This is a genomic window from Maribacter polysaccharolyticus (assembly GCF_028882255.1).
Taxonomy (GTDB): Bacteria; Bacteroidota; Bacteroidia; order Flavobacteriales; family Flavobacteriaceae; genus Maribacter_A; species Maribacter_A polysaccharolyticus.
In genome coordinates this window covers 446,465-471,562 of sequence record NZ_JARBUY010000003.1, presented here as the reverse complement: position 1 = coordinate 471,562, position 25,098 = coordinate 446,465, and the positions used below count along the sequence as shown (strand labels likewise).

18 protein-coding genes are annotated in these 25,098 nt (G+C 43.5%); 8 read left to right on the top strand and 10 right to left on the bottom strand.

Annotated elements, in window-relative coordinates:
• Nucleotides 1–2: 2 nt before the first annotated feature.
• The 4 genes from PHU20_RS11590 to PHU20_RS11575 form a co-directional block, all read right to left on the bottom strand.
• Nucleotides 3–2,972, bottom strand: coding sequence for a DNA polymerase III subunit alpha (locus PHU20_RS11590; RefSeq protein WP_420828676.1), 2,970 nt, complete (start codon nt 2,970–2,972; stop codon nt 3–5).
• 184 nt (nt 2,973–3,156) lie between these two features.
• Entirely contained in the window at nt 3,157–4,371 is a 1,215-nt protein-coding gene (gene dinB / locus PHU20_RS11585; protein ID WP_274825532.1) for a DNA polymerase IV, read from the bottom strand.
• A 120-nt stretch (nt 4,372–4,491) separates the two neighbouring features.
• Nucleotides 4,492–4,662, bottom strand: a complete 171-nt coding sequence (locus tag PHU20_RS11580; RefSeq protein WP_274825531.1) for a DUF6747 family protein — start codon at nt 4,660–4,662, stop codon at nt 4,492–4,494.
• A gap of 137 nt (nt 4,663–4,799) precedes the next feature.
• Nucleotides 4,800–5,735, bottom strand: coding sequence for a pyridoxal-phosphate dependent enzyme (locus tag PHU20_RS11575; RefSeq protein WP_274825530.1), 936 nt, complete (start codon nt 5,733–5,735; stop codon nt 4,800–4,802).
• A gap of 186 nt (nt 5,736–5,921) precedes the next feature.
• Here PHU20_RS11575 and PHU20_RS11570 point away from each other — a divergent pair, with 186 nt between their 5' ends.
• On the top strand, nt 5,922–6,869 hold the full coding sequence (locus tag PHU20_RS11570) for a hypothetical protein (RefSeq protein WP_274825529.1): 948 nt from the start codon (nt 5,922–5,924) through the stop codon (nt 6,867–6,869).
• Between the two features lie 274 nt (nt 6,870–7,143).
• Complete coding sequence (locus tag PHU20_RS11565) at nt 7,144–8,028, top strand: dienelactone hydrolase family protein (RefSeq protein WP_274825528.1); 885 nt, start codon at nt 7,144–7,146, stop codon at nt 8,026–8,028.
• A gap of 97 nt (nt 8,029–8,125) precedes the next feature.
• Here the strand turns inward: PHU20_RS11565 and PHU20_RS11560 are convergent, their stop codons facing one another.
• The 6 genes from PHU20_RS11560 to cobA form a co-directional block, all read right to left on the bottom strand.
• Nucleotides 8,126–9,556: a rubredoxin gene (locus PHU20_RS11560; protein ID WP_274825527.1), complete on the bottom strand. Its 1,431-nt coding sequence runs from the start codon at nt 9,554–9,556 to the stop codon at nt 8,126–8,128.
• 30 nt (nt 9,557–9,586) lie between these two features.
• Nucleotides 9,587–13,114, bottom strand: coding sequence for a nitrate reductase (locus tag PHU20_RS11555; protein WP_274825526.1), 3,528 nt, complete (start codon nt 13,112–13,114; stop codon nt 9,587–9,589).
• A gap of 163 nt (nt 13,115–13,277) precedes the next feature.
• On the bottom strand, nt 13,278–13,946 hold the full coding sequence (locus PHU20_RS11550; protein ID WP_274825525.1) for a response regulator transcription factor: 669 nt from the start codon (nt 13,944–13,946) through the stop codon (nt 13,278–13,280).
• A 166-nt stretch (nt 13,947–14,112) separates the two neighbouring features.
• Entirely contained in the window at nt 14,113–15,417 is a 1,305-nt protein-coding gene (locus tag PHU20_RS11545; RefSeq protein WP_274825524.1) for an alginate export family protein, read from the bottom strand.
• A 36-nt stretch (nt 15,418–15,453) separates the two neighbouring features.
• Nucleotides 15,454–16,869 carry an MFS transporter gene (locus PHU20_RS11540; protein WP_274825523.1) on the bottom strand — a complete coding sequence of 472 codons (1,416 nt, stop codon included), beginning with the start codon at nt 16,867–16,869 and terminating at the stop codon, nt 15,454–15,456.
• Between the two features lie 242 nt (nt 16,870–17,111).
• Entirely contained in the window at nt 17,112–17,885 is a 774-nt protein-coding gene (cobA, locus tag PHU20_RS11535) for a uroporphyrinogen-III C-methyltransferase (protein ID WP_274825522.1), read from the bottom strand.
• Between the two features lie 125 nt (nt 17,886–18,010).
• On the opposite strand from cobA, the gene nirB reads away from it, so the two are divergent.
• The 6 genes from nirB (at nt 18,011) to PHU20_RS11505 (ending at nt 25,064) form a co-directional block, all read left to right on the top strand.
• The gene (nirB, locus tag PHU20_RS11530) at nt 18,011–20,524 is read left to right on the top strand and encodes a nitrite reductase large subunit NirB (protein WP_274825521.1); all 2,514 of its coding nucleotides are present in this window, start codon (nt 18,011–18,013) and stop codon (nt 20,522–20,524) included.
• 90 nt (nt 20,525–20,614) lie between these two features.
• Nucleotides 20,615–20,992 carry a nitrite reductase small subunit NirD gene (nirD, locus tag PHU20_RS11525; RefSeq protein WP_274825520.1) on the top strand — a complete coding sequence of 126 codons (378 nt, stop codon included), beginning with the start codon at nt 20,615–20,617 and terminating at the stop codon, nt 20,990–20,992.
• Between the two features lie 21 nt (nt 20,993–21,013).
• Entirely contained in the window at nt 21,014–21,604 is a 591-nt protein-coding gene (locus PHU20_RS11520; RefSeq protein ID WP_274825519.1) for a DUF4202 domain-containing protein, read from the top strand.
• Nucleotides 21,605–21,652: 48 nt separating this feature from the next.
• Nucleotides 21,653–23,494, top strand: a complete 1,842-nt coding sequence (locus PHU20_RS11515; protein ID WP_274825518.1) for a sensor histidine kinase — start codon at nt 21,653–21,655, stop codon at nt 23,492–23,494.
• Nucleotide 23,495: 1 nt separating this feature from the next.
• Nucleotides 23,496–24,092: a precorrin-2 dehydrogenase/sirohydrochlorin ferrochelatase family protein gene (locus PHU20_RS11510; protein ID WP_274825517.1), complete on the top strand. Its 597-nt coding sequence runs from the start codon at nt 23,496–23,498 to the stop codon at nt 24,090–24,092.
• Between the two features lie 558 nt (nt 24,093–24,650).
• Nucleotides 24,651–25,064, top strand: a complete 414-nt coding sequence (locus PHU20_RS11505) for a hypothetical protein (protein ID WP_274825516.1) — start codon at nt 24,651–24,653, stop codon at nt 25,062–25,064.
• The last annotated feature ends 34 nt before the right edge of the window (nt 25,065–25,098 follow it).

Below are 25,098 nucleotides of genomic sequence, written 5' to 3'. Positions count from 1 at the left end.
CTTCATTTTTTACCGGAAAACACCTTCACACTTGTACGCATATCCGCATACCTTGGATCCTGCACATAATCCTGTTTCAGCATTTTAATGACCTCAATGCTCAAAAACCCAAATTCGCTCACCACCTTACCGTAAAAACGGTATACCCCCCTACCTCTAAAATAATATTTGGCTGCTACCGGCGGAAACAATACCGTATCGAACACCTCACCATGCTGGTCCAACAACGTGGCAAAATGCATACGTTTACCCTTATGGGTATTGGTGTTCTTTACCGTGACCAAATAGCCGTAGATATCGATATGGTTCCCTAAATAGCGTTCCAAATCCCTACTGCCATGGTCGTTCTTTGGCGGCTCTTTCAAGAGTTCAAAAGGGCTGCACAGGCAAAAACCCAAAAGTTCCAATTGGGTAAAGGCCCTCTCCAGATCCGTGGTATGCATCTTGGGAATGTTGAACTTTTGGTGTCGCGGAGGAAACAATTTGGGGTGCTCTACCAACATCCCTTTGGATAGGAACAGATGTGCTTGCCACAACAACTCGTGTTGGTTGACTTGGGTAAACCGAAAAGCATCGATTCGGATAAGGATACTTACCTGCTCTATGGATATGACCACCCGATCCAGAAAATCGGCCAAAGCCGTAAAGGGTCCGTTCATCGTCCGTTCCTTAAGGATACGATCCATGACCCTACTTTCCAACTCCTTTAAATACATGAAACCCAAATACAGGTGGGTGCCATAAATACAATTGGCGGGTTGGCTTTTGTTTATACAGGGGGCATGAATGGTGGCCCCCAGCATACGGGCTTCGTGTATATAGCTTTCGGCCCGGTAGAATCCGCCCCCATTATTGAGTACGGCCACCATATACTCCAACGGATAATAGGTACGCAAAAACAGGCTTTGGTAACTTTCCACGGCATAGGAAGCCGAATGCCCCTTGGCAAAGGCATAACCCGCAAAACTGGCTATCTGTTCCCAAATCTCAAAGATAAGCTTGTCATCATACCCCTTTGCCCGACAGTTATCGATAAACATATCCTTTACTTTTTGAAACTCCTCACGTGAACGGAACTTGCCGCTCATCCCCCTTCGCAATACATCGGCCTCGCCCAGATCCAACCCCGCGAAGCAATTGGCCACTTTGATTACATCTTCCTGATAGACCATGACCCCATAGGTCTCGGGCATGATATCCAACATTACCGGATGCGCTTTTTCCTTTGCCCGTCCTGGATTACGGTGCCGTAGGATATACTCCCGCATCATCCCACTTTTGGATACCCCGGGGCGTATGATCGAACTTGCCGCCACCAACCCCAGATAACTGTCTACCTGTAATTTTTTGAGCAGCATACGCATGGCCGGTGATTCGACATAAAAACACCCCATGCACTGGGCGGTCTTTATCATGTCATTGATATTGGGATCGTTCTTAAAGGCCTTGATATCATGGATATCGAATTTTGAGGTTTCCTCGGGCCGACTGTCTTCCAAGATCTCCAAGGTTTCCTTGATCTTTGCCAGGCCCCGTTGCCCTAAAATATCGAACTTATACAGTCCCACATCCTCGGCAATGACCATATCGAACATGACCGTGGCAAAACCTTTCGGGGGTAAATGGGTGGCCGAAAAATAATGCGCCGGTCTTTCGGTGATCAGGATTCCACTGGCATGGATGCTCAAATAATTGGGCATGCCTTTGATCAATTCCCCATACTTCAAGACCAAGTTGGAAACCCCATCCAACCGTGAAGGCTGGTACCGCCCATCGGCCAATAGATCGATCTCGTCCTTGGGCAGCCCGAATACTTTCCCCAGCTCACGCACGACCCCCCGATGTTTAAAGGTGACGTAAGTACCCAAAAGTACCGCATTCTTGAACCTATCAAAAATATACTGGGTCATTTCCTCCCGGTCGCGCCATGAAAAATCGATGTCGAAATCGGGTGGATTTACACGGTATAGGTTAATGAAACGCTCAAAATACAGATCAAGTTCTATGGGATCCACATCGGTGATCCGCAACAAATAGGCCACGATACTATTGGCGCCACTACCCCGACCCACATAAAAAAAACCTTTTTTCCGAGCATGGGAAACGATGTCCCAATTGATCAGGAAGTAGGAGACGAACCCCATTTTCTTGATCAGGCCCAGTTCCTTGTCCAACCGGCTCAAAATCGTATCGTTTACCTCGGGATAGCGATACGGCAACCCCTTTTGACATAGCTCCTCGAGCAATCTTTCATCCGCTTCCCGAGTCTCCAAATACGTCTTTTGGTTCTGGGGTTCGCGCCCTTCCGAAAAATCGAAATGTATACTGCAGGAGTTCATCAACTCCTCGGTATTCTCCAAAATAAAGGGATATTCCGAAAAGGCGGCCGCCAGATTCTGTACGGGGAACATCTTCTCGTCCTCTGGGGCCTCTTCGGTCTTCGGAAGTTTGCTCAACAATACATTATTGTCAATGGCCCTTAGGAGCCGATGGGCATTAAAATCACGTTTATTCCTAAAGGTGACGGGTTGCAGCACCACTAATTTAGACCTGAGTTCTACCAATTTGGAAAAAGGCAATCGCCGTAGATCGGCAATCGAAATACCGATATATTCATCTTCGGAAAAGGTGATCTGGTCATTGAGCAATACTTTTTCAAAAGGGTAGATGATATAGGCATTATCAAAATGTGGGGCAATGGCGGGCAACTTTTCCCCTTCATGTAGGTGCCATGATAAAAAGGCATTCAATTCTTGGTAACCTTCGTTGTTTTTGGCAATGCCCACAAAACAGGCATCTACCCCATTCCTAAAATCGATGCCCAAAATAGGCCGTATGTTGAATTGCTTGGCCTTACGCACGAAATTGAGTCCGGCCGAGGTATTGTTGATATCGGTAAGGGCCAATTGGGTCACATGGTTCGCTTGGGCCAATTGCAGGAGTTCGAGTTCGGAAAAGGTTCCGAAGCGCAAGCTGTAATATGTGTGACAATTGAGATAGATAGACGTTAGATTTTAGATGTTAGATTTAGATATTGGGTGTTGGCAAAATGAATCGTTACATACTGTCTGGTCGAGCGCAGTCGAGACCCATGTTGATAGTTGCAATGCCTCAAAGACCTCTCGACTGCGCTCGAGGTGACAGCAAACCCAAAACCTACTGTTTCCGATGTGCCAGTACCGTCGGTGGTTGTCCGTTGAACGGATTATGCATTCTGCCGATGGTCCTAGCACCCATGGCCGAGGCCCGCACCACACTTTTATCGCCATAGCGTTCCCGCATACGATCCATGGCCGCATAAAGGTTCAGCGCTTCCTCGGTATCGTCAAAAAGGTTGATCTGGTAATTGCCCGATACCAAATGGCTGAACCGTATGCCTACCAAGCGCACCAACAACCTTCTGTTGTACAATGTCTTGAAGAGCTCCAAGATCTTGGGAATAAGAATATGGTCGGCACTCGTATACGGAATACGCATTTGTTTGGTATAGGTATTGAAATCGGAATAACGGATCTTGACCGCAATACAGGCGGTCAACTTTTCCCCTCTTCGTAACTGAAAGGCCAGGTTCTCGGTCATCGCAATAAGAATGCCCCTCAGCTTTACCACATCTATGGTATCCTTATCAAAAGTACGTTCGTTGGATATTGATTTTCGCTCGCAAAAAGGGATTACGGGCGTATGGTCTACCCCATTGGCCCTTTTCCAGATGACCTCCCCGTTCTTGCCCAATACGCGTTGCATCAGATCCATCGGCATTTCCTGGACCGTCTTTACTTTCCGCAACCCCAGATTGCGAAGCGTCTGGTAGGTCTTATCGCCTACCATGGGTATTTTTTTAATGGACAAGGGAGCTAAAAAAGGTTTTTCATACCCCAAATCGATTTTCAGTTGATTGTTCGGCTTGGCCTCGCCGGTAGCCACTTTGGAAACCACTTTATTTGCCGAAAGTCCGAAAGAAATGGGCAATCCCGTCTCCTTAGTGATTCGTTGTCGCAACTCGGTAGCATACTGGTAGCAGCCAAAAAAACGGTCCATTCCCGAGAGATCGGCATAAAACTCATCAATACTCGACTTCTCGAACAAGGGCACCTGTTCCTTGATGATATCGGTGACCATATCGGAATGTTTACTATAGGTACCCGCATTACCCCTAATGACGACCGCTTCGGGACATAATTCCCGTGCCATTTTCATGGGCATACCCGAATGCACCCCAAAACCACGGGTCTCATAACTACAGGCCGCCACCACCCCCCGATCACTGGTACCCCCCACTAACAGGGGGCGGTTTTGCAATTCGCTGTTCAAGAGCCGCTCTACTGATACGAAAAAAGTATCGAGATCTAAATGTAATATGGTTTTGTTCATAGCTATCCTTTTCGGATAGCTTATGGTTCTTATCCGCTATCCCAAAAAGGGACAACTAATTTATGGATTATTTCCCATTTTTTGGATTATTTCCATGTTAATGTTTTGGGATTTTTCAACCTAATCAAAAGGGAATCCTGTAAACACCCTATAGATAAAGGCATAAAGTACCACAAAGAACAGTATGAAACTGAACCATGCAAAAACCTTGAAATAGTTTTTGACGATCATATGTCCTAAATTCCTGAATGCTTCCAAATAAATCTCCTTGATAAGTAGTGCTGTCTTCATAACCAAATAATTTTAACCTTACACTACTTAAACAACAAAGGCCGTGCTAATCCCTACGCCAAGGCCCATATATTAGTCCAAAGGATTTCAAAAGTGGATGAAATACACGTTTCGGATCGCATGTCATCAAAAAAAACTTAAAACGGAAGATTTTTTAGGTCTACGTTTCCACCGGAAATGATGATCCCGATTTTTTTGCCCTTGAACGACTCCTTCTCACGAAGTACCGCGGCAAAGGCCACCGCACTCGAAGGCTCTATAACGATCTTCATGCGCTCCCAGATCAACTTCATGGCGGCGACGATTTCCTCTTCGGTTACCCGGATAATACGATCCACATATTCTTGCATCAACGGGAAACTCTTATCCCCCAGTTCGGTCTTGAGTCCGTCCGCAATGGTATTCGTAGTTTCATTCGATTCTATCTTACCGCTTATTAAAGAGCGGTATGCATCATCGACCTCAAAGGGTTCGGCACCTATAACGCTGCAACCCTTCCCAAAATAATGGGCTGCAAGAGCCGTACCGGCAATGAGTCCACCCCCCCCAACAGGCACGACGACAACATCGAGATCAGGCTGCTCGTTCAACAGCTCCATACATGCGGTACCTTGTCCTGCGATCACGTTCAGATCATTGGACGGGTGTATAAAAGTCGCTCCGGTTTTTGATCTGATTTCTTCGGCCATTGCATTCCTAGCTGCTAAAGTAGGCTCACATTCGATAATCGTACCGCCATAACCTTTAACCGCATCTTTCTTCACTTGGGGTGCCGACGAAGGCATCACAATATAAGCTTTGACCCCCAAGCTTTTGGCGGCCAATGATAAGGCTTGTGCAAAATTGCCCGAAGAATGGGTGACTACCCCTTTTTCCCTTTGGGCATCGGTCAATTGCGAAATGGCATTCGTAGCCCCGCGCATTTTATAAGCGCCCATTCTTTGGAAATTCTCACACTTGAAAAAAATGTCGGCCCCTGCGATTTCATTCAATAAACGGGAGGTTAAAATCGGGGTTTCGTGAATGAATGGAACAATTCTTCCATGGCATTCGATAAGATCTTCTTTTCTCATTTCAATATTCATTTTACGGGCATCCAAAAGAAAAATGCTCCGCCAAATCTACGAAGAAATCCATTTTCCCCATATTGCACGTATACAAATGACAGGAACACCAAATATTTATGCCGTATCTTCGTTATAATAGGGATTGGCATGGCCTTTGATTCTTGGTAACTGTCAATCGGATCAGGTTATACTATGCGAATCATTTTTATACTTACTATTTTTCTTTTGTTTCAATCCATTCAGGGGCATGCCCGGGGGTTTGATTTTTCTTTGACCCACAACGCCTTTATAGATTCTTACAATGCCCTTAATGTCCCAACCCATTCGGAAGTCGTAAATGGATCCGATGGATTCGATATTCTGAAATCGGCCATTACCATTACCGCCCCGAACAGCAAAACCATCTGGACCATCCCAGGGCCGGCAGAGCTGGAATGGAACACCAAGAATATCGCTGCCACAAAATCCATTCGTTTTTTCCTGGCCAAGGACGATATGGTGGTCCAGGAACTGGGAACGTTTAAAAATACCGGAAAGGCCGGTGGTATCGTACTGGCCAAGAATATCAGCTCCGGGGATAATTATCGGGTCGTAGGCATCGAAATGTTCCCCGATGACAAGTTTCATATCGCAAAGGTATCGACTCCCTATTTTTCTATCAAAAACAAAGAATCCGATGCCAGAAAAGAACAGTACAAACTACTGAGTGCATCAAGAAACAAAACAGCGGAACTTCCAAAAAAAACAAAGAAACCCGAACCACCAAAAATTGACGACGCCCCTAAGAGAATGGAGTTCGATGGGCGAAATATCACCTATGTCAAGGAATTGTCATTCAAAAATGAGAATATAAAGATAAGTGTGTGGGACCATGGGCGCCAAGATGGCGATATCATCAGTATCTACCTCAATGGGTACACCATAATTTCGAAACATTTACTCACCTATACCAAAAAAGAGATTGAAATCACCCTTGATCCCAATACGAAAAACGACCTGTTTCTTTATGCCCATAACTTAGGGGAATACGCCCCCAATACCGTTTCGGTCGAGATTGCCGACGGAACGACCTCAGAGAACATTATCCTGAATTCGGATCTGAAAAGTTGTGAGGCAGTGATGATCAGTGTAAACAAGTAACGGCCCTTACAATAAATCCACTTAGTGGCTGTCCTTAAAGCTAGGTACTCCCTTTAACCCATTACGTTCGATACGAATGGGAATCATTCAATTCCCATAGACACGACACTCCAAGTGCGACACCACCTTGTAAGAGACCGTATATTCACCCAACCACCCTATAGGCCATATTTCGGCAGTCTCTTGAAAGCCAACAACACCTGCGACCCTTTTTAGAAAACATATTGCAAGAATTCGTATCTTTCAATAAAATGGTCAATTAAATTCCCGGGACATGAAAAAATTGAAAAAAGAAGACATTAAACAAGAGGTGTTCGACCTTTATGACGATTACGCCCATAATAGGGTCAGCAGAAGGCTATTCCTAGACAAATTATCGACCTATGCCGTTGGCGGACTGACCCTTCCATCCTTGTTAAGCTTTATTTCCCCCGATTATGTGAAAAAAATCCAGATCAAACAAGATGATCCGCGACTAAAATCGGAGTACATCCATTACGATTCCCCTAATGGCGGGGGATCTATAAAAGGACTACTTTCCAAACCTTCGGACGTTTCCGGAAAACTTCCGGGAATCGTTGTGGTTCACGAGAATCGTGGATTGAATCCGCATATAGAGGATGTTGGTCGACGGGCCGCCCTTGCCGGATTCGTTTCCTTGGCCCCTGATGCTTTAACCCCATTAGGTGGTTATCCCGGAAACGACGATGATGGCCGTGAATTGCAACGCAAACGGGACCGGAATGAAATGTTGGAAGATTTTAAGGCAGCCTTCCATTATTTGAAAAACCATCCGGACTGCGATGGTCATGTAGGGGTCGTCGGTTTTTGTTTTGGGGGATGGATCTCGAATATGATGGCCGTTGAACTTCCCGAATTAGAAGCCGCAGTTCCTTTTTATGGGGGACAACCTACCGAGGATATTGACAAAATAAACGCTCCGCTACTCCTGCATTTCGGGGAATTGGACAAACGGGTGAATGCGGGATGGCCGGCATACGAAGCTACCTTGAAAGCACATGGCAAAAAATACGAAGCCTACATCTATGAAAAGGCCAATCACGGGTTTCATAACGATACCACCCCAAGATATGACAGGGAAGCTGCGGAATTGGCATGGGATAGGACCATAGCTTTTTTTAAGAAGGAATTGCAATAGCCAATGACCCAATAAGGGCCTTGGTTCTTTTCGCCAATACCCATCCCCGTGAAGATCATAGGTGGTTGCCCCCCTTTTCGACAAAAATCCCGTACATTCAGTAGTTGATAGCCCCAAATTCCGATGTTGGGGCTTCACAAACGGGACAATGGTAATCTTCAGGTAAATCATTAAAATTTACACCTTTTGATATTCCCGCTTTTTCATCTCCATAAAATTCATCGTAAACCGTAAGACACGATTTGCATTGGTGTACGGTCCGCAATACCTTTTCTTCTGTCTTTTTCAGTGGTTCTTTGCTTAGTTTCACCTTTCCCAATTGTTCGAAATACTTTCTACTCAATTCCATCAATAGCCCAGGGAGTTCTATTTTGTCCACATCTTGGGCATGTACGAGGTATTTTCGGGTATTCGGGTCAAAATTTTCAAAATGGAGTACGTTGTAGGTCGGTCTGACCTCAAAATCCTTTACTATGATCGGTGCACTATTCTTCTCTATGATAATGGATGCGAAATGTGAACGTTTCCCCACATCGTTACTTATACCAAAAGTAAGTCCGTAAGTACTAATATCATTTTGATCAAAGCTGCGCACCAAGAATTTTTTGAGTTCCAAGGCTTCGGTATCATCCACAGGAACGTGCCAGTTCATTTCCAATTGGGAATGCCTTATATTGATGCCCCATTGGCCTAAAAAGCGTTCCAAATCAGGTCGGCTATTTTGTTTGATTCCTTTCACAATAAATGACTTCCATGGGGTAATGCATATTTTTCCTATGCTATTATCCAAACAAAATCCACAAAACTCCTTTAAGAAAGATAAATCGTATTTATTGTTCCGCCAGTATAATCCCAACCAATAAAGATCCAATCCCATCCGGTTCATCCCCTCATAATATGGAAACGTAAGATAGGGCACGTTCAATGGCTTGTCCACAGTCTTATTGTTCGTATCGATTTTCTTGCTTATAACATAAAAAAGTTCGTCCACATCGGAAATATCCCCATATATGGTTTCAATAATTTTGGAAATGGTGACCAAGTCCCAACTATAGACCAATACGGGATAAAAGGCCGAGTTTTGCCAATGCGGGAGCTTTACATTCAGATACCAATAATCCTCGCTTTCAGAAGCGATAAAATTAAGGTTCCCACTAAAAAGCGGCACCAAACGTTGTTTTGGATCCGTGATATTGATCTTTAATTGGGGGAGGTAGTCGAATCCCTCTAAAATATAGAGATAGGTAGAACCTTTTAACCAATAGGTCATATCGAATATGTCGGCCGAAACATAGGAGCTTACAATATTCTGACATCCCCTGTCGGCCACAATATCCGTATTGAATTTTGACAGGCTTTCCAACTGTTCTTCGGCCTTTACCCCTTTTAAGGGGAACAACAGATCTTGCCGTGATCCAAAATGCACTTCTTTCAAACCAGCGGTTTCCAGCATTAAAATAATGTCTTTCAATTCTCCTGGGGACGTGACCCCACCTTTGAGCAATATGCGATGCAAATCGTCGTTCATAATTCTCCTCTTTGGGTTCAAGCTTATTTTTTATTTCAGGCTCAATTCTTTATCCAATAGCGCTTTAATTTCGGGCTTACAACTTCCACAGCCCAAACCCGCTCCGGTTTGTGAGCAAAGGTCCTTGAAATCGGAGCACCCGCCAATAATCGCATCGGCAAGGTTCCCTTCGCCCACTTGGCTACAGGAACAGACCAATTTCCCTTTTAGTGAAACGGTATTCGACGCTCCCCTAAGCAGTTCGTCCCTTTTTTCCGAAAGTTCGATTTCCTCCTCTATCAAACGCTTAAATTCGGGAAACTCATTTTTATCCCCCATTAAAATTGCACCTTTCAAAGTATCATCTTTTACGATGCATTTCTTATAGAAGCGCTTACTGACATCCATCAGGATTATTTCCTCATAACCGGGGTCTTCTTTTGGGGTATTTACCATCCCGATACTGCACAGGTCAAGATTTTCGAACTTTAATATATTCATTAGCACGGAGCCTTTATAGATACTGCTGAAATCGCCTAGTATATAATTTGCCGCAATATCCGCTTGTTGCTCCGCAGCGGATGTGATTCCGAAAAGTGAATTCTCGAATTCCGCAATTTCACCCAACCCATAAATGTCGGGATCACTGGTCTGGAGATACGGATTGACCACAACGCCCCTTCTTGTTTCCAAATTCGCGGCTTTGGCCAATTCAATATTCGGTCTTGTCCCTATCGCATATACGATCGCATTACAGTGTAATGTTCGGCCTGTTTTTAGATTGACCAACAAATTGAACGGATTATCCTTTTCCTCAAAAACAGTACTGACCTCGTTGTCAAAATACAGATTGATGTTCCTTTCCGAAACATCTTCGGCCAGAAGCCTACTGGCCACACTATCCAACTGGCGTTCCATTAATCGCGGGGCACGTTGAACAATACTGATATTGATATTTATTTTCTTTAATGCCGCAGCCAATTCCAGACCCAACAACCCCCCGCCAACAATTACAACGTGTTGCTTTTCTGCCGGAAGGCCGGTTTTTTGCAAATATTGCCGTAGCCTATCGGCATCGGTACGTTCGCGCATGGTAAATCGCCCAGGCCTTTCCATTTGTACATCATTGGGTACGAAGGCCCGACTACCTGTGGCCATTATCAGAATATCATAAAGGTGTTTTTCTCCCTTGGAGTCGGTAACCGTTTTTTCGTTAGTATCAATGCCGGTAATACCGACTCCTGAGTGCAAGGTCACGCCCAATTTCCCAACTTCCCCTTCCTTTAATTTTTGCAAGGCGTCCCAAGACAGTTCCTGGCTCACATATTCGGGTAGCAAAACACGATTATAGAACGGATCTTTTTCTTTCGAGAACACATGTATCCCATCTTTGTCATCTTTCTCCCGGTACGATTGAACAAAACGATATGCTGCAGCACCTGCACCTACCACGATGATCTTTTGTTTGGGCTTTACAAACTTTGATACCTGAACGGCACAGTACTTAAAATCGGGTTCTTTCGAAATGGGATCTACAATATCGTTGGTAATATTATTGGCCCTACCAAAATCATTGTTAAGTACTTTCCCCCAATGCATGGGCAAGAACACCACATTCTCGCGAATATCATAATTCACCTTTACTTTCACCTGTACTTGTCCCCTCCTACTCTTTATTACAGCGATATCCCCTTCTTTCAATTTACGCAAATAGGCATCCACTTTATTCATCTCTAAATAGGGTTGTGGAATGTGGGTCAAGAGACGTTTTACTTTCCCTGTTTTCGTTCGGGTATGCCATTGATCCCTAACCCTACCCGTGGTCAATACCAACGGATAGTCCGCATTGGTTTGCTCAGAGGTATTATCGAGCTTTTTCGGGGCATTGAAATGCGCTTTTTTATCGTTTGTATGGAATTGAAAATCGGTAAACAGTCTTGGCGTACCTTTATGGGTGTTATGGGGTACGGGCCATTGAAAACTGCCTTCATTTTTCAAGCGATCATAAGACAGACCTGAGATATCGATATTCGTACCTTGGGTAAGTAGGCAATGCTCGTCAAATACCTCACTGGCATTTTTATAGTCGAAACCTTCAAAACCCATGGCCTTGGCAAATCGCCACAGTATTTCCGCATCGGCCATTGCTTCTGCCGGAGGATCTATCACTTTTGGCAAGTAACTGATCCTTCTTTCCGAATTGGTCATTGTCCCTTCTTTTTCCAACCAGCCGGCAGCAGGTAAGAGCAAATCGGCATATTTTGTGGTCTCGGCATTATGGGAAATATCCTGGACAACCACAAAACTTGCATTTTTTAGGGCTTTTTCTACTTTATGGGCATTGGGCATACTCACCACGGGATTGGTACAAATAATCCAAATGGCCTTTAGCTTGCCCTTTTCAAGGGCATTGAACATCTCGGTAGCCGTATAACCAGGTTCTTGTCGAATCTCCTTCCCCCCCCAAAATTCAGCTACTTCCTTTCGGTGCCTGGGATTACCCAAATCTTTATGTGCGGCCAATAGACTGGCCATACCCCCTACTTCCCGACCCCCCATGGCATTAGGCTGTCCGGTCAAGGAAAAAGGCCCCGAACCCGGTTTCCCGATCTGCCCGGTTAGTAAGGATAGGTTCATTAGGGCAACATTTTTATCTACCCCGATAATGCTTTGGTTCAACCCCATCGTCCACATACTGATAAACTTACCGGCATCACCGATATAAGCCGCGGCTTTTCGAATCTCGGAAATGGAAATACCACATTTTTCCGCTGCTTGACGCAGGGTAAGGGTAAAGGCACTTTGCTTGCAAGCCTCGAAATTCGAAGTATGTTTTTTTATGAAATTTTTATCTATTTTCCGTTTTTCGATCAACCATCGGGCCATGGCATTGAACAATATGACGTCGGTACCGGGTAGGATCTGCAAGTGTAGGTCCGCAGCAGCGGCTGTTTGTGTCTTTCGGGGATCCACCACGATAATCTTTATTTCTGGATTATCCGCTTTGCGTTGCTCCAAGCGCCGGTATAAAATCGGGTGGCACCAAGCCGGATTCGCCCCCGCGATCAAAAAACAATCGGCAAGTTCAATATCTTCATAGGAAATGGGCACGGAATCTTCCCCTACCGTTTTTTTATAACCTACCACGGCCGAGCTCATGCACAGACGGGAATTGGTATCTATATTATTCGTACCGATAAACCCTTTGGTAATTTTATTGGCCAGGTAATATTCCTCGGTCAAACATTGACCGGAAACATAAAAGCCGACACTATCCGGACCATGTTTGGCGATGATACTTTTAAAAACAGCCGCAGCACGCTCAAAGGCGGTATCCCAAGAAATTTTCTGCATGGGATGGTTCCTACTCCATCGCATTTCAGGATAGCGGATACGATCACTGGTGTCTTGGGCCACATAATTGAGATTTCGCCCCTTTGAACACAACATCCCCTTGTTGGCAGGATACTCGGGATTGCCAGCCACGGAAATGGTACCCTTGGTATCCACATCTACCAATACACCACAACCCACCCCACAATAGGAACAAATGCTCTTTTCTGTTTTCTTTTTTCGCATTGCATAGTATTTTGATGACATACATCAAATTTCACGAAGCAAAATACAAAAAATACGTATTAATACGTAGTTTATATGATAAAAGTACGGAGTTATTCTACGAGTTTGATAAAAAACAAGGTGAAAACAATCCAATCTTCAATTCAAGTACCCTAAGATCATACTAAACGATCTTGTAAGCCCTGGCTTTCTTGGATAGGTCCATCAAATTTTTGACCTCCATTTTTCTCATTAAATTAAAACGATGGGTTTCAACGGTACGTTTGCTGTTCTGCAATTTTTCGGATATCTGTTTATTGGTAAGTCCGGACAAAATCAACTCCAATATCTGGATTTCCTTATTGGTAAGGTCAAACGGATTATTTGTACGCGTTTTCTTTTTGGGGCTATCCAAAATATTGGCCGTAGGGTTCAGTAGGTTGTTCACCAAAACATTCGAGATGTCACCACTATAGTATTTACCCCCATCGCGAACCGTATGAATAGCTTTGATGAACTCAGCCTTGCCCGTGTCTTTAAGCAAATATCCCTTTGCTCCTGCCGCAACGGATTGCAGAATATACTCTTCGGAATCATGCATGGACAGAATAATACATTTCATGTCGGGGTACATTGCATTCAACTTTTCAACAGCTTCGATTCCCGTCATTTTAGGCATGCGGATATCTATGACCAGTATGTCGGGTTTCTTTTCCCCCACCAATGCAATGGCCTCGGTACCATCGGCACCTTCACCGATTACTTTGAGGTCTTGTTCACTTTCCAAGAGCGCTTTTATGCCGTCCCTGACCAAAGAATGGTCATCTACTAAAACTATGGTTGTTTGATCCAAAATACAGGTAGTTATACGTACAAAGATAAGAAATGTCACCTTTAAACTAAACCCCGTTCCCACAAATGTAAAGCATGAAGGAATGTATTCTACAAAAAAACTACCACAACCTAAAAATGGTCGTGATAGCCTTTTCCGATCACCATCGATTAAGTAGTTGTGGTATTCAATCTTTTTTGGTTACATTCAAGAATTTAGGTTTTACGGTCAATTTTACCCATGCCCAATTTTGATTGCCTGCTGCAGCTTCCTCGGCAACATCCTTCAATTCATACATCCCATCGCTTGCGAACATTTGAGAATACCCAAAGGCCAAACCAAAACCATTAAAACTTTGGGAATACACCAAATCGAGCTCGGTACCCAATGATTTTTCTCCACTGGGCAATTCTTGGTCCCCACTAAAATTCAACACTTTGACCAACAAACTGGATTTTTCGCCCAAAGTAAATTTGGTACTAGCATGAACGTCGGTCAATCCTACGGAATTTGCATGGTTACCTACGTAGAAATAATCCATAAAACCATTGAATTTATGATTGGTCCCGTAAAGAGGGAAAAACGCCTCTGTCCTATCCGTAGTACTGGCATCGTTACCGCTTATCAATTCAGCTCCCAATCCCAAAACAACTCCTTTAGAAACTTTATAGTTAAGATCCAGTCCCAACAAATATGCTCCGCCCACATCAACGCTGTTTTGCCGCTCACCACTCTGCAGATAACCATTGAAAGCAGCTCCGAAAGCACCTTTTTTATAATTTAAGTGTGTTCCTACTGTTAAAAGGTTACTGACCCCATCGGCAACTTGGGCTTCATCACCAGTAAAGTTCTGATATCCATTGTTCATGATCAACGCACTGGCCGAAAACGTATCCCACTTTTGCTTCAAATAAAGGTATTGCATGGTTTTATAGGAAAAGAACCCTGTGGTATTATAGGCCGTGCCCACTGATTGGAAACCTCCTGGATTACCGGTCGTAGTACTGAAATCCTGATTGAAGGCCAAAGCAGCATCCATCATAAAATTTCCTTTGTTATAACGCAAGAGAGCCGCATCGTGATTACGTGCTTGCTGGGCCCAACCGACCGAACCTAAAATACGTTGATCATCATATACCAAAGTTTGGCGCCCAAGTTTGGTAGTGAACCCTTCACCCAATTTTATATCGGCCCAAGCTTCAAATACTGAAAAAGAGTTATTACTGTCTTCTGGTTTCAACTGTCTATTTTCCCCCCATACCATTACATCTTGTAAGCTCATATAAAACTTGTACGATTCGAATTCATAGCCGGCATTTAGTCGCAGTCGGGTAGAAATGGCGAAACCGGCATCCGTATCTTTGGGAAGGATACTTCCAAAACCATGGCGGTACTCTGCCCGTGGCCTGAATTCCCCATCCAAAACAAATTGTGCAAAGGTCAAGGCAGACCAAAGAAAGGCTGCTGCAAATAGTATGTATCGTCTATTCATAGGATATATAATTAGGATAAAGGGTGAATTTCAGTATTATTTATCGGTAGTGGCCATGGCCAGTTTTGCTTCCATTTCCACTGCAACATCTTGTTCATCGGCTTTAGAGAATTTTATGGCCAAGGTGGTCAATGCACTCACGACCACAAATCCACCGATGATAAAATAACCACTTGACACGGCGCTAGCTGCTGCTGCCGATTGCGCAGCTTTCATGGCAGCCTCCCCCAAGTCCGCATTCGCAGCCAAAGCTTCGGTTTCCGCAACAGCGGACTTCGACTTTAAGAACATCGCCGCAAGAAATGCACCTACGTTACCCCCAGCTCCTACGATACCGGAAATGGAGCCTATTGCCTTTTTATTGATAAAAGGGACTACCGAGAAGGTAGCACCTTCGGCCATTTGTACGGTTAAACTAAATGCGATCAAGAATACCATTCCTACGGCTAAACTTGTTGTGACCGAAAATATGGATAGCATTAAACCCTCAGCAGCCATAATGACCGTAAGAAAGAGGACCCTACCCCTAAGTCCTTTCAATTTTCCGAATTTATCTCCGAAAAATCCCCCCAAGGTTCGGGCAAAAATATTCATCAAAGCAAAAGATAATACCAAATTACCCGCAGTTGTCCGGGCAAGACCGAATGTATTCTGTAAGTAGTCATCCATAGTACCATAAACAGTAAGCTCCATACCAAAACACGCCGCATATACCACAAAGAGAATCCACACCCGATAATCCTTTAAAACACTAAGGAATGTTTCCTCATCCTTTTTTATGGTAGGCATTTTACCGTCTTTCTTCAATTCGGCAAAATTTCCTTCAGGGGTATCTTGGGTAAAAAAGTAGTACACTACACCCATCAACATCGCAACAACACCCGCAATGACCATGGAATAGCGCCACGCAATCTCGTCCGCAACACCAAAACTTACCACTGCAGCCGCAATCAAAGGCATCCCAAGGCGATTGGCCCCACCCCCTAGATTTCCCCAACCTGCCGAAGTAGCATTCGCGGTCCCGACAATGTTGGGTGCAAACATAATTGACGTATGAAACTGGGTAATCACAAAAGAAGCCCCGATAAACCCAATGAACAGCCTACAGACCAAAAACTGGATCGGGGTCTGTACAAAACCAATAAGAATAACGGGGATGGCCCCAAAAATCAACAAATAGGTATAACACAGACGAGGTCCGTATTTATCACAAAGCTTGCCGATCAACAATCTAGCAAAAACAGTTCCCGTAACGGCCAATATGATGGAGTTCCATTTTTGATCCGGGGTCAGCCCTAAGTCCCTGACTACATCGGGCATAAAAGGCACAATACCGAACCATGCGAAAAAGCAGATAAAAAATGCTATCGAGGTAATCCAAAATGTACGTATGGGCATACTTTTGATTTCCGATAGTCTTAAGGTGGTCGCTTTTTGATTATTTGTTTTCATAATACTGAGTTTAATTGTTCAACGAGAGCCAAACTTACGTATTTCTACGTACTTATACGTATTTTCGCTAAATAAATCTATTATTTCAGACATTTTTTACGTATCTGCCCAATATTCAGTGGTTATTATTTTAAATTGACAATTAACTCCAATGGTTTTTATCTTTTTATCGCTTTCATAGAGTTAGCAAGAACATAAAAGGACCATCCCATCCCTGAAGTACTTAGTTGAACCGATAGGAACTACATTTTGGAATGAAGCACACGCTGAACTTCCTCTTCGAAAAAAGTCGGGTGTTTTGCTATAACTTCCCCAATAACGATTATTCCAGGTTGTGTCACATCTATGGCACCTATTATACTATTCACATTCCCTAAACTGGAAATTTCACAACTCTCATTGGCTTTGGTGCCATTTTGAATAACAGCTATAGGGGTTGAAGAACCCCTATACTTACTAACCTCAACAACAATTTCACTTAGTTTACGAATACCCATTAAGATGACCATGGTAGAGGATGATCGTGCTGCGAATTCCAAATCTTCGGTAAACGAACCATCCCGTTTGGTTGCGGTCATCACCCAAAAACTACTACTTACCCCACGGAGTGTCATGGGCACCCCTTGACTGCCCGGAACGGCAAGCGCACTCGAAACTCCCGGAACTACGGAAACAGGAATACCAAATGATTCTACATATTCAATTTCTTCCAGCGCTCTTCCGAATACGAAAGGGTCCCCTCCTTTCAAGCGTACCACATGTCCATATTCAAAGGCACTCTCCACCATTAATGTATTGATATCATCCTGTGTATAGGAATGTTGACCACATCTTTTACCTACGTATATTTTAGGTATTTCCGAATCGATCAGGGAAAGTAACCCACCACTGACCAGAGCATCGTACAAAACAACATCGGCACTCTGTAAAACCCTCATACCCCTAACGGTTATAAGGTCTTCACTCCCTGGTCCGGCCCCTACTAAACTCACTTTTATCTCTTTCTTCAATTTCACGAACACAATTCTTTAGGTATTATTTTTAGAATTCCACAACAATAATACGTAATTATTTTCGATTAAATACTTAGTTTATACGTATTTTTACGTATTATTGTACTGTAGTCTTAAACTAAGAGCGTATGAAAACTATTATAGTTGTTGGAAATGGAATGGTCGGATACAAATTCTGCGAGAAATTGGTTTCCCGCGAAGCGGGCAAACAGTTCAAACTTTTGGTTTTCGGGGAAGAACCCCGAGCCGCATATGACCGGGTGCATTTAAGTGAATTTTTCGAAAACCAAGATGCTAAGGCCTTAGAGCTGGCACCTATGGCCTGGTATACCCAAAACAACATTGAATTGATCGTAAATGAAAGGGTGACCGATATCCATCGGTCCAAAAAATCAATAACCACAGCTAGCGATAAAGAATTCTTCTATGACCATTTGGTCCTGGCCACCGGGTCGGCTCCCTTCGTACCTCCCATAAACGGGATTGAAAAAGAAGGTGTATTCGTATATCGCACGATAGAAGACCTTGAGGCCATGTTGTCCTATGCAGAAAAAATAAAACAAACGAACAAACAAGGTAAGGCAGCCATTCTAGGCGGCGGACTGTTAGGCCTGGAAGCCGGTAAAGCGGTTATGGATATGGGGCTCGAACCCCATGTCGTTGAATACGCCCCTAAACTGATGCCAAGACAATTGGATAGCAGAAGCAGCAATGTCCTTAAACTTACCTTGGAATCGACTGGCATGCACATCCATTTAGGAAAAGCCACTAATAAAATATTAGGTAACGGTTCCATTACCGGTTTGGATTTCGGGGAAGATGACACTTTAAACGTAGAGATGTTGGTCATTTCGGCCGGAATCAGGCCCAGGGATGAGTTGGGAAAAACCTGTAACCTGAAGATGGGCGTACGGGGAGGAATAGTCGTAGATGATAAAATGCAGACCTCAGACCCGAATATATACGCCATAGGAGAGGTGGCCCTTTACAATCAAATGATCTACGGTCTGGTCGCCCCCGGTTATGAAATGGCAGAAGTAGCCGTAAACCAAATTCTACAAAAGGAGGTATTGATGCAAAAGAACATCGACATGTCGACCAAACTGAAATTGATAGGGGTAGACGTTGCCAGTTTCGGCACCCCCTATATGCCAGCAGACAAAGGACTTTCAATAATCTATGAGAATAAAACCAAAGGGGTATATAAACGGATCAATGTAAGCCATGATGGCAAAACCCTTTTAGGGGGTATAATGGTGGGAGATGCCGAAGACTACAGCATTTTACACCAAATGTACCTCAACCACATACCCCTCCCCGAAAACGCTGAAGAGTTGATCGTAGGGGCACGAGGGGATGGTGGTTCCCCCTTCGGCAGTGCAATGGACCTACCCGACGAGGCCGTGATCTGCTCCTGTGAAGGGGTTACCAAAGGTGCCGTTTGTTGTTCCGTTTTGGAAGATGGGAACGAGACCGTAAAAGCCGTGGCCAAAGCTACCAAAGCCACCTCTGGTTGTGGAGGCTGTAAACCTATGGTCGCCGATTTAGTAAAGGAAAGTCTAAAGACTTTAGGTAAAACGGTAAAAGAGCGCATCTGTGAACACTTCGATTTTTCACGCCAAGAATTATTCGATATCGTAAAACTCAGGGATATCAATGATTATTACGAATTATTGGACGAAGTGGGAACGGGTCATGGTTGCGAGGTTTGCAAACCGGCAGTAGCCGCGATATTTGCGAGCATACATAATGAAACCGCCAACCGACAAGAAACGATACAGGACACCAACGACCGCTTTTTGGCCAATATCCAACGTAACGGCACCTACTCTGTCGTACCTAGGGTCGCAGGTGGTGAGATTACCCCAAAACAGTTGATTGCCATTGGTAACATTGCACAGAAATACGATTTATACACGAAAATAACAGGGGGACAACGAATAGATATGTTTGGGGCCAAACTGCACGAGCTGCCTTTGATTTGGGAAGAACTGATCAAAGAAGGCTTTGAAACAGGACAAGCATATGGAAAATCGTTGCGTACCGTCAAAAGTTGCGTAGGTTCCACCTGGTGTAGATATGGAATGGACGAGAGTGTGAGTTTTGCCGTAGCGATAGAAAACCGCTACAAAGGCATTCGCTCCCCTCACAAATTCAAAGGCGGGGTATCCGGATGTATTCGTGAATGTGCCGAGGCAAGAGGCAAGGATTTCGGTTTTATAGCCGTAGAAGGAGGATGGAACGTATATGTCGGAGGAAATGGCGGAGCCAGCCCTAAACACGCCGAATTATTGGCCGAAAAAGTGGACAAAGCCACCGCAATTAAATATGTAGACCGTTTTATCATGTACTACATTAAAACCGCAAAACCCTTACAACGAACCGCCCCATGGCTTGAAAAACTGGAAGGTGGCATTACCTATTTACAAAATGTGGTCATTAACGATTCATTGGGTATCGCCGACGAACTTGACCAAGAAATGCAAGCTTTGGTTGACTCCTATAAATGCGAGTGGAAGGAAGCGGTGGAAACCCCGGAAATACGCGAACGTTACACCCATTTCGTCAATTCGGACGAAACCGACGGCAATATAGAATTCGTTGCCCTTAGAGAACAAAAGATGCCCAGGGAATGGGCATAGGAAAAAACATTGCAACAATTACGCGACGACCTTACAAACATAACAACCCAAGGCCCCATCGGATTGGGAGCCCTATATAAAAATATCGATATGATCTCAAGTTTAAAAACATACAAAACCGTGACCCCGGATCAAGTGAAAGTCTGGTTCAATGCAGCGCCAGTATCCAAATTCCCCAAAAATGGCGGGGCATGCATCAAATACAAAGACAAACAAATCGCCGTTTTTAATTTTACTAGGGAAGGCCGTTGGTATGCTTGTCAAAATTTATGTCCACATAAAATGGAAATGGTATTGTCGCGAGGAATGATCGGCGAAGAGAACATGGAACCCAAAGTGGCCTGCCCATTACACAAGAACACATTTTCATTGGAAAATGGAAAACATTTAAATGGAGGACTGGAGGCCATTGCCACCTATCCCGTAAAAGTAGAAGGCGATATTGTGTATGTAGGCTTTTCTGAATAGTTTTGGTTAAATTTATACCCTATGCCAAAATCAGGAAAACTTCAATCCGCGTTTCAACTTTTTAATGCTGCCAATCAGCAGGATCCAAATACCGAGATCTTTCAAGGAAAACCCTATCCGAAAGAACTGTTGTACGCCCATCGAATGACGGAACAATTAAATGCTTTCGCCCCCGATGCGTCCGAAGCCTTACAACTGACAGCCCGTTGCCAACATATTTGCCGATGGGAAATTCCGAGGGATTCATATGCCATGAATAGGGAAGGATATTTAAGATGGCGCCAAGACCTGAAAAAATTCCATGCCAATAAAGCAGCGTCCATTTTGGAAAAAGTGGGATATTCCGAAAAAACCATCAAGAAAGTCAGGTTTCTTTTAGAAAAGAAGCAGCTCAAAAAGAATGAAGAAACGCAGACCTTGGAAGATGTGATCTGCTTGGTTTTCCTTGCCTATTATTTTGAACCTTTTGCAGGCAAACACCCTGAAGAAAAGACCATTGACATCCTTCAAAAAACATGGCGCAAAATGTCTGAAAAAGGACATATGGCGGCCTTGCAACTGCCATTTTCAAAGAACGCCCATGAACTGATATCAAAGGCACTGGGTGCTTGAATACACGACGTGTTCCTTTGGGTTAAAACAATTATACACCCCAATTAAATGCCGAAAAGCAACTTCCAAAGACCACTTGACACCACTACCTTTCGTAGATTACGAAAGTGGTACATCTTGGCATTGACCGGTATAGCCCTTACCATTATTATTGCCCAAATCCTTATCCAAGTACATCTAAATTCACAATTGGACGATTCCAGGGTAATCAACGTTGCGGGAAGGCAAAGGGCCTATAGTCAAAAGTTGACCAAAGAGGCCTTGTTATTGAAAGATGCAGTGGAACCCGATAAAAGAGAGCTCATCATTTCAGAATTGCACAAAACTTTACAGGTTTGGAAAACTTCACACCATGGCCTTCAAAGGGGTGATACAACGATGCACTTACCTAAAGAGAAGGCCCCGGAAATCCTAGGTTTATTTCAAGAACTTGAACCCCATCACTCCAAAATGGTACATGCTGTAGAAGCTATCCTTGATGCAATCGCACAGGATGGGAAAATAGCTGAACAAACCCTAAAGGCCAACACCACCATCCTTCTGGAAAATGAACGCCCTTTTTTAAATCTAATGGACGTCATAGTCAACGAATATGATCAACGCAGTAAGGAAAAACTACAAAACCTGAAACAAAAAGAATATCTATTATTGGCATTTTCCCTTCTCATTTTGATATTGGAAATGCTTTTCATCTTTCGCCCATTAACGATACAGATCCGAAATACGATCTCCGATTTAATGAAGAGCCAATCTGAATCGGAAATTAATTCAAAACGAATAGAGACCCTTTTATTCGAAAAAGAAAAATCGTTAAAGGAGTTGCAGGAATTGAATTTCGTAATAGACAATGCGGCACTGTTCGCCAGTGCGAAAAAAGATGGAAGCATTGTATTCATCAGTAAAAAATTCCTAACGCTTTTGGGCATTGAAAATGAAGAACTCAACAAACCTTTGTCCGAATTATTGACTGCAGACGAGGGGCAACAACAATACCTAAAAGAAATACTGAAAAGTAATCGCAAGAACAGTATTCGAAAAGAAGAGATCCAAATAAAAACCCTTTCAGGAAGTCGAATTTGGCTCGATATTTCCATTATTCCCTTGCACCAAGCCAGCAAGGAACAAAGTATATTGATTTTGTGCTCCGATATTACCGAGCGAAAGAAAAATCTATTGAAAGTTGAGCAGTTGACGCAGCAAAATTTTGAGGAACGCATGCGGCAAAAAAAAATGCAGGCCAGCCAAATTGTAGAAGGACAGGAAGAAGAACGCAAACGTATTTCCAAAGATATCCACGATGGCATAGGTCAAATGTTGACCGCCTTAAAATTCAATATTGAATCCATCGATATTGAAAACAAGGAAAAAACCATTGAAAAAATAGCCTATTTAAAAAACCTGACCGCCGATCTTATAAAAGGAGTACGTACCGCTACCTTTAATTTAACACCTCCCGAATTAAGCGATCATGGCATTTTTCCGGCGATCCATAAAATGACGGTGGAGCTATCCAAACTTACCGGTAAGACCATTCTGTTCGAAAATAAAGCGAAAGAGAACATACGTTTCGATTCCTTGGCAGAAACGAATATTTATCGGGTTACCCAAGAGGCCGTCAATAATGCCATCAAATATGCCAATGCGGGTTATATTTTGGTCACCATTAATTTCAACAATGACATGTTGAGCGTTGTTATCGATGACGATGGGCAAGGTTTTGACCCCTCGATCCTAACCCAAGTCCCCAAAAACAACAGTGAAGGCGGAATGGGTCTGTTTTTCATGAAAGAACGCATCAGTTACATAAACGGGCGTCTATTCATTAATTCCGAATTAGGTAAAGGAACCCGTATAACCATTAATTACAAAACCGATAAATCAACGGAATGATATGGAACGGAATCAATTATACCCGATTTTTTTAAAAGTATCACAACTGAATATCTTGATTGTCGGAGGGGGCAATGTGGCCGAGGAAAAATTGAGGTTTTTGTTGAAATCGAGCCCCGATGCCCAAGTACAAATGGTCGCCCCTCTGTTTCGGGAAGCTACTGTAGCATTGGCCAAGAGATTCAATATTGAAATGGTCGTTGATACTTATGACCCAAAATATCTTGTAGCAAGGCATATGGTAATCGCAACGACCGATAATACTGCCGTGAACGAAAAGGTGTATCATGACTGCAGGGTAAAAAACATATTGGTCAATGTAGCGGACAACCCTCCCTTCTGTGATTTTTACATGGGCGGTATCGTTACCAAGGGGAACGTAAAAATAGCTATTTCCACCAATGGCAAATCCCCTACCATTGCCAAGCGCTTACGCCAATTTTTAGAAGAAGTCATTCCCGAGAACATCGATGACTTGGTCCAAAACCTCAATGAGTATCGCAAAACCATTAAGGGCGATTTTGAAGAAAAAGTGACGACCCTAAACGAATTCACAAAGGGTTTGGTGCCCAAGCAAAAAGGGAATGACAAAAAGTAACTTTCATTTGTTCCCATAGTACAGGATAACGGCAAATAAAAGACCTGGATTGAATAGAAGACGGGGGTATTCTTAAAAGCTTTGCTTTTGTAGATCCCTCCAATGAAAAAGTGACAAGGACAAACTGACATTTTTACATTTTTTAACTTTTGGTATCTTTTTTGAATCCCTATTTTTAATGAAAATTTGAAATAGCGATATCATGCAATTCGGTAAGCACGAAGATGACTTTTTGTCCACGTTTTCTGTTTGGTCGATTGAAAAAACATCGGACCACCTATTGTCAAATCATATGGCCCGTGGACATTATCCGGGATTTCTTCCCTTAAAGGCCTTGTTCCAATACCTTTTCCCGATTTTTATTTTTGGGAACAACCTGTTCGAGTTTAAGTTTTACAGATGAGTACCCTATTGGCCTTTCGTGTGGAAGTATACGCAGCGTATACATTAGGCCCCTTAGGAAGCTGATAGGGCCTCCTTTAACCCCTACCATCACTTTTCGTTCTGTTTCTTTAGACGAATACTTTTTAAAACGAAGTATAATTTAAAAAAATAGTTATGGAATCACAGTATAACAAGACAAAAAACCAATGGGATACAACCTCCTATTCTCCCTTTAAATTCAATAAATTCCAAATGAAAATGGAAGAAACGGGTATTCATATCCTTATTTCTGCCAATTTCCTTAAAAAGGGCAACCATTCGGTAAGGGTGCGCCAAGGCACCCTGTACCTCAAAATCGAAAATCCTGAACGTCATTACGATCCTTATGGCAAGTATTTGTCCTTTGAAGGGCATAAAAAAGATATGGAATTCCGCTTTAGCATTCCGGATAAAAAGTATCGGTATATACACTCGATCCGTTTTGAACACCCTGTATTGAAAATACACCTTACCGATAAACGAAGGGCGAGGCGCGAAATGACATTTGCCCATGCTTCACCCAACCCCAATGGCCTGATTGTGTCATGAGTGCATTATACCAAGGGGAAGGTGATACCAATAA

Coding starts and splice junctions, on each gene's coding strand:
- PHU20_RS11510 (WP_274825517.1), top strand. CDS start 23,496: ATGGAACGGAATCAATTATACCCGATTTTTTTAAAAGTATCACAACTG.
- PHU20_RS11540 (WP_274825523.1), bottom strand. CDS start 16,869: ATGAAAACAAATAATCAAAAAGCGACCACCTTAAGACTATCGGAAATC.
- nirD (WP_274825520.1), top strand. CDS start 20,615: ATGATCTCAAGTTTAAAAACATACAAAACCGTGACCCCGGATCAAGTG.
- PHU20_RS11520 (WP_274825519.1), top strand. CDS start 21,014: ATGCCAAAATCAGGAAAACTTCAATCCGCGTTTCAACTTTTTAATGCT.
- PHU20_RS11515 (WP_274825518.1), top strand. CDS start 21,653: ATGCCGAAAAGCAACTTCCAAAGACCACTTGACACCACTACCTTTCGT.
- PHU20_RS11505 (WP_274825516.1), top strand. CDS start 24,651: ATGGAATCACAGTATAACAAGACAAAAAACCAATGGGATACAACCTCC.
- PHU20_RS11580 (WP_274825531.1), bottom strand. CDS start 4,662: ATGAAGACAGCACTACTTATCAAGGAGATTTATTTGGAAGCATTCAGG.
- PHU20_RS11575 (WP_274825530.1), bottom strand. CDS start 5,735: ATGAGAAAAGAAGATCTTATCGAATGCCATGGAAGAATTGTTCCATTC.
- PHU20_RS11570 (WP_274825529.1), top strand. CDS start 5,922: ATGCGAATCATTTTTATACTTACTATTTTTCTTTTGTTTCAATCCATT.
- PHU20_RS11555 (WP_274825526.1), bottom strand. CDS start 13,114: ATGCGAAAAAAGAAAACAGAAAAGAGCATTTGTTCCTATTGTGGGGTG.
- nirB (WP_274825521.1), top strand. CDS start 18,011: ATGAAAACTATTATAGTTGTTGGAAATGGAATGGTCGGATACAAATTC.
- PHU20_RS11565 (WP_274825528.1), top strand. CDS start 7,144: ATGAAAAAATTGAAAAAAGAAGACATTAAACAAGAGGTGTTCGACCTT.
- PHU20_RS11560 (WP_274825527.1), bottom strand. CDS start 9,556: ATGAACGACGATTTGCATCGCATATTGCTCAAAGGTGGGGTCACGTCC.
- dinB (WP_274825532.1), bottom strand. CDS start 4,371: ATGAACAAAACCATATTACATTTAGATCTCGATACTTTTTTCGTATCA.
- PHU20_RS11545 (WP_274825524.1), bottom strand. CDS start 15,417: ATGAATAGACGATACATACTATTTGCAGCAGCCTTTCTTTGGTCTGCC.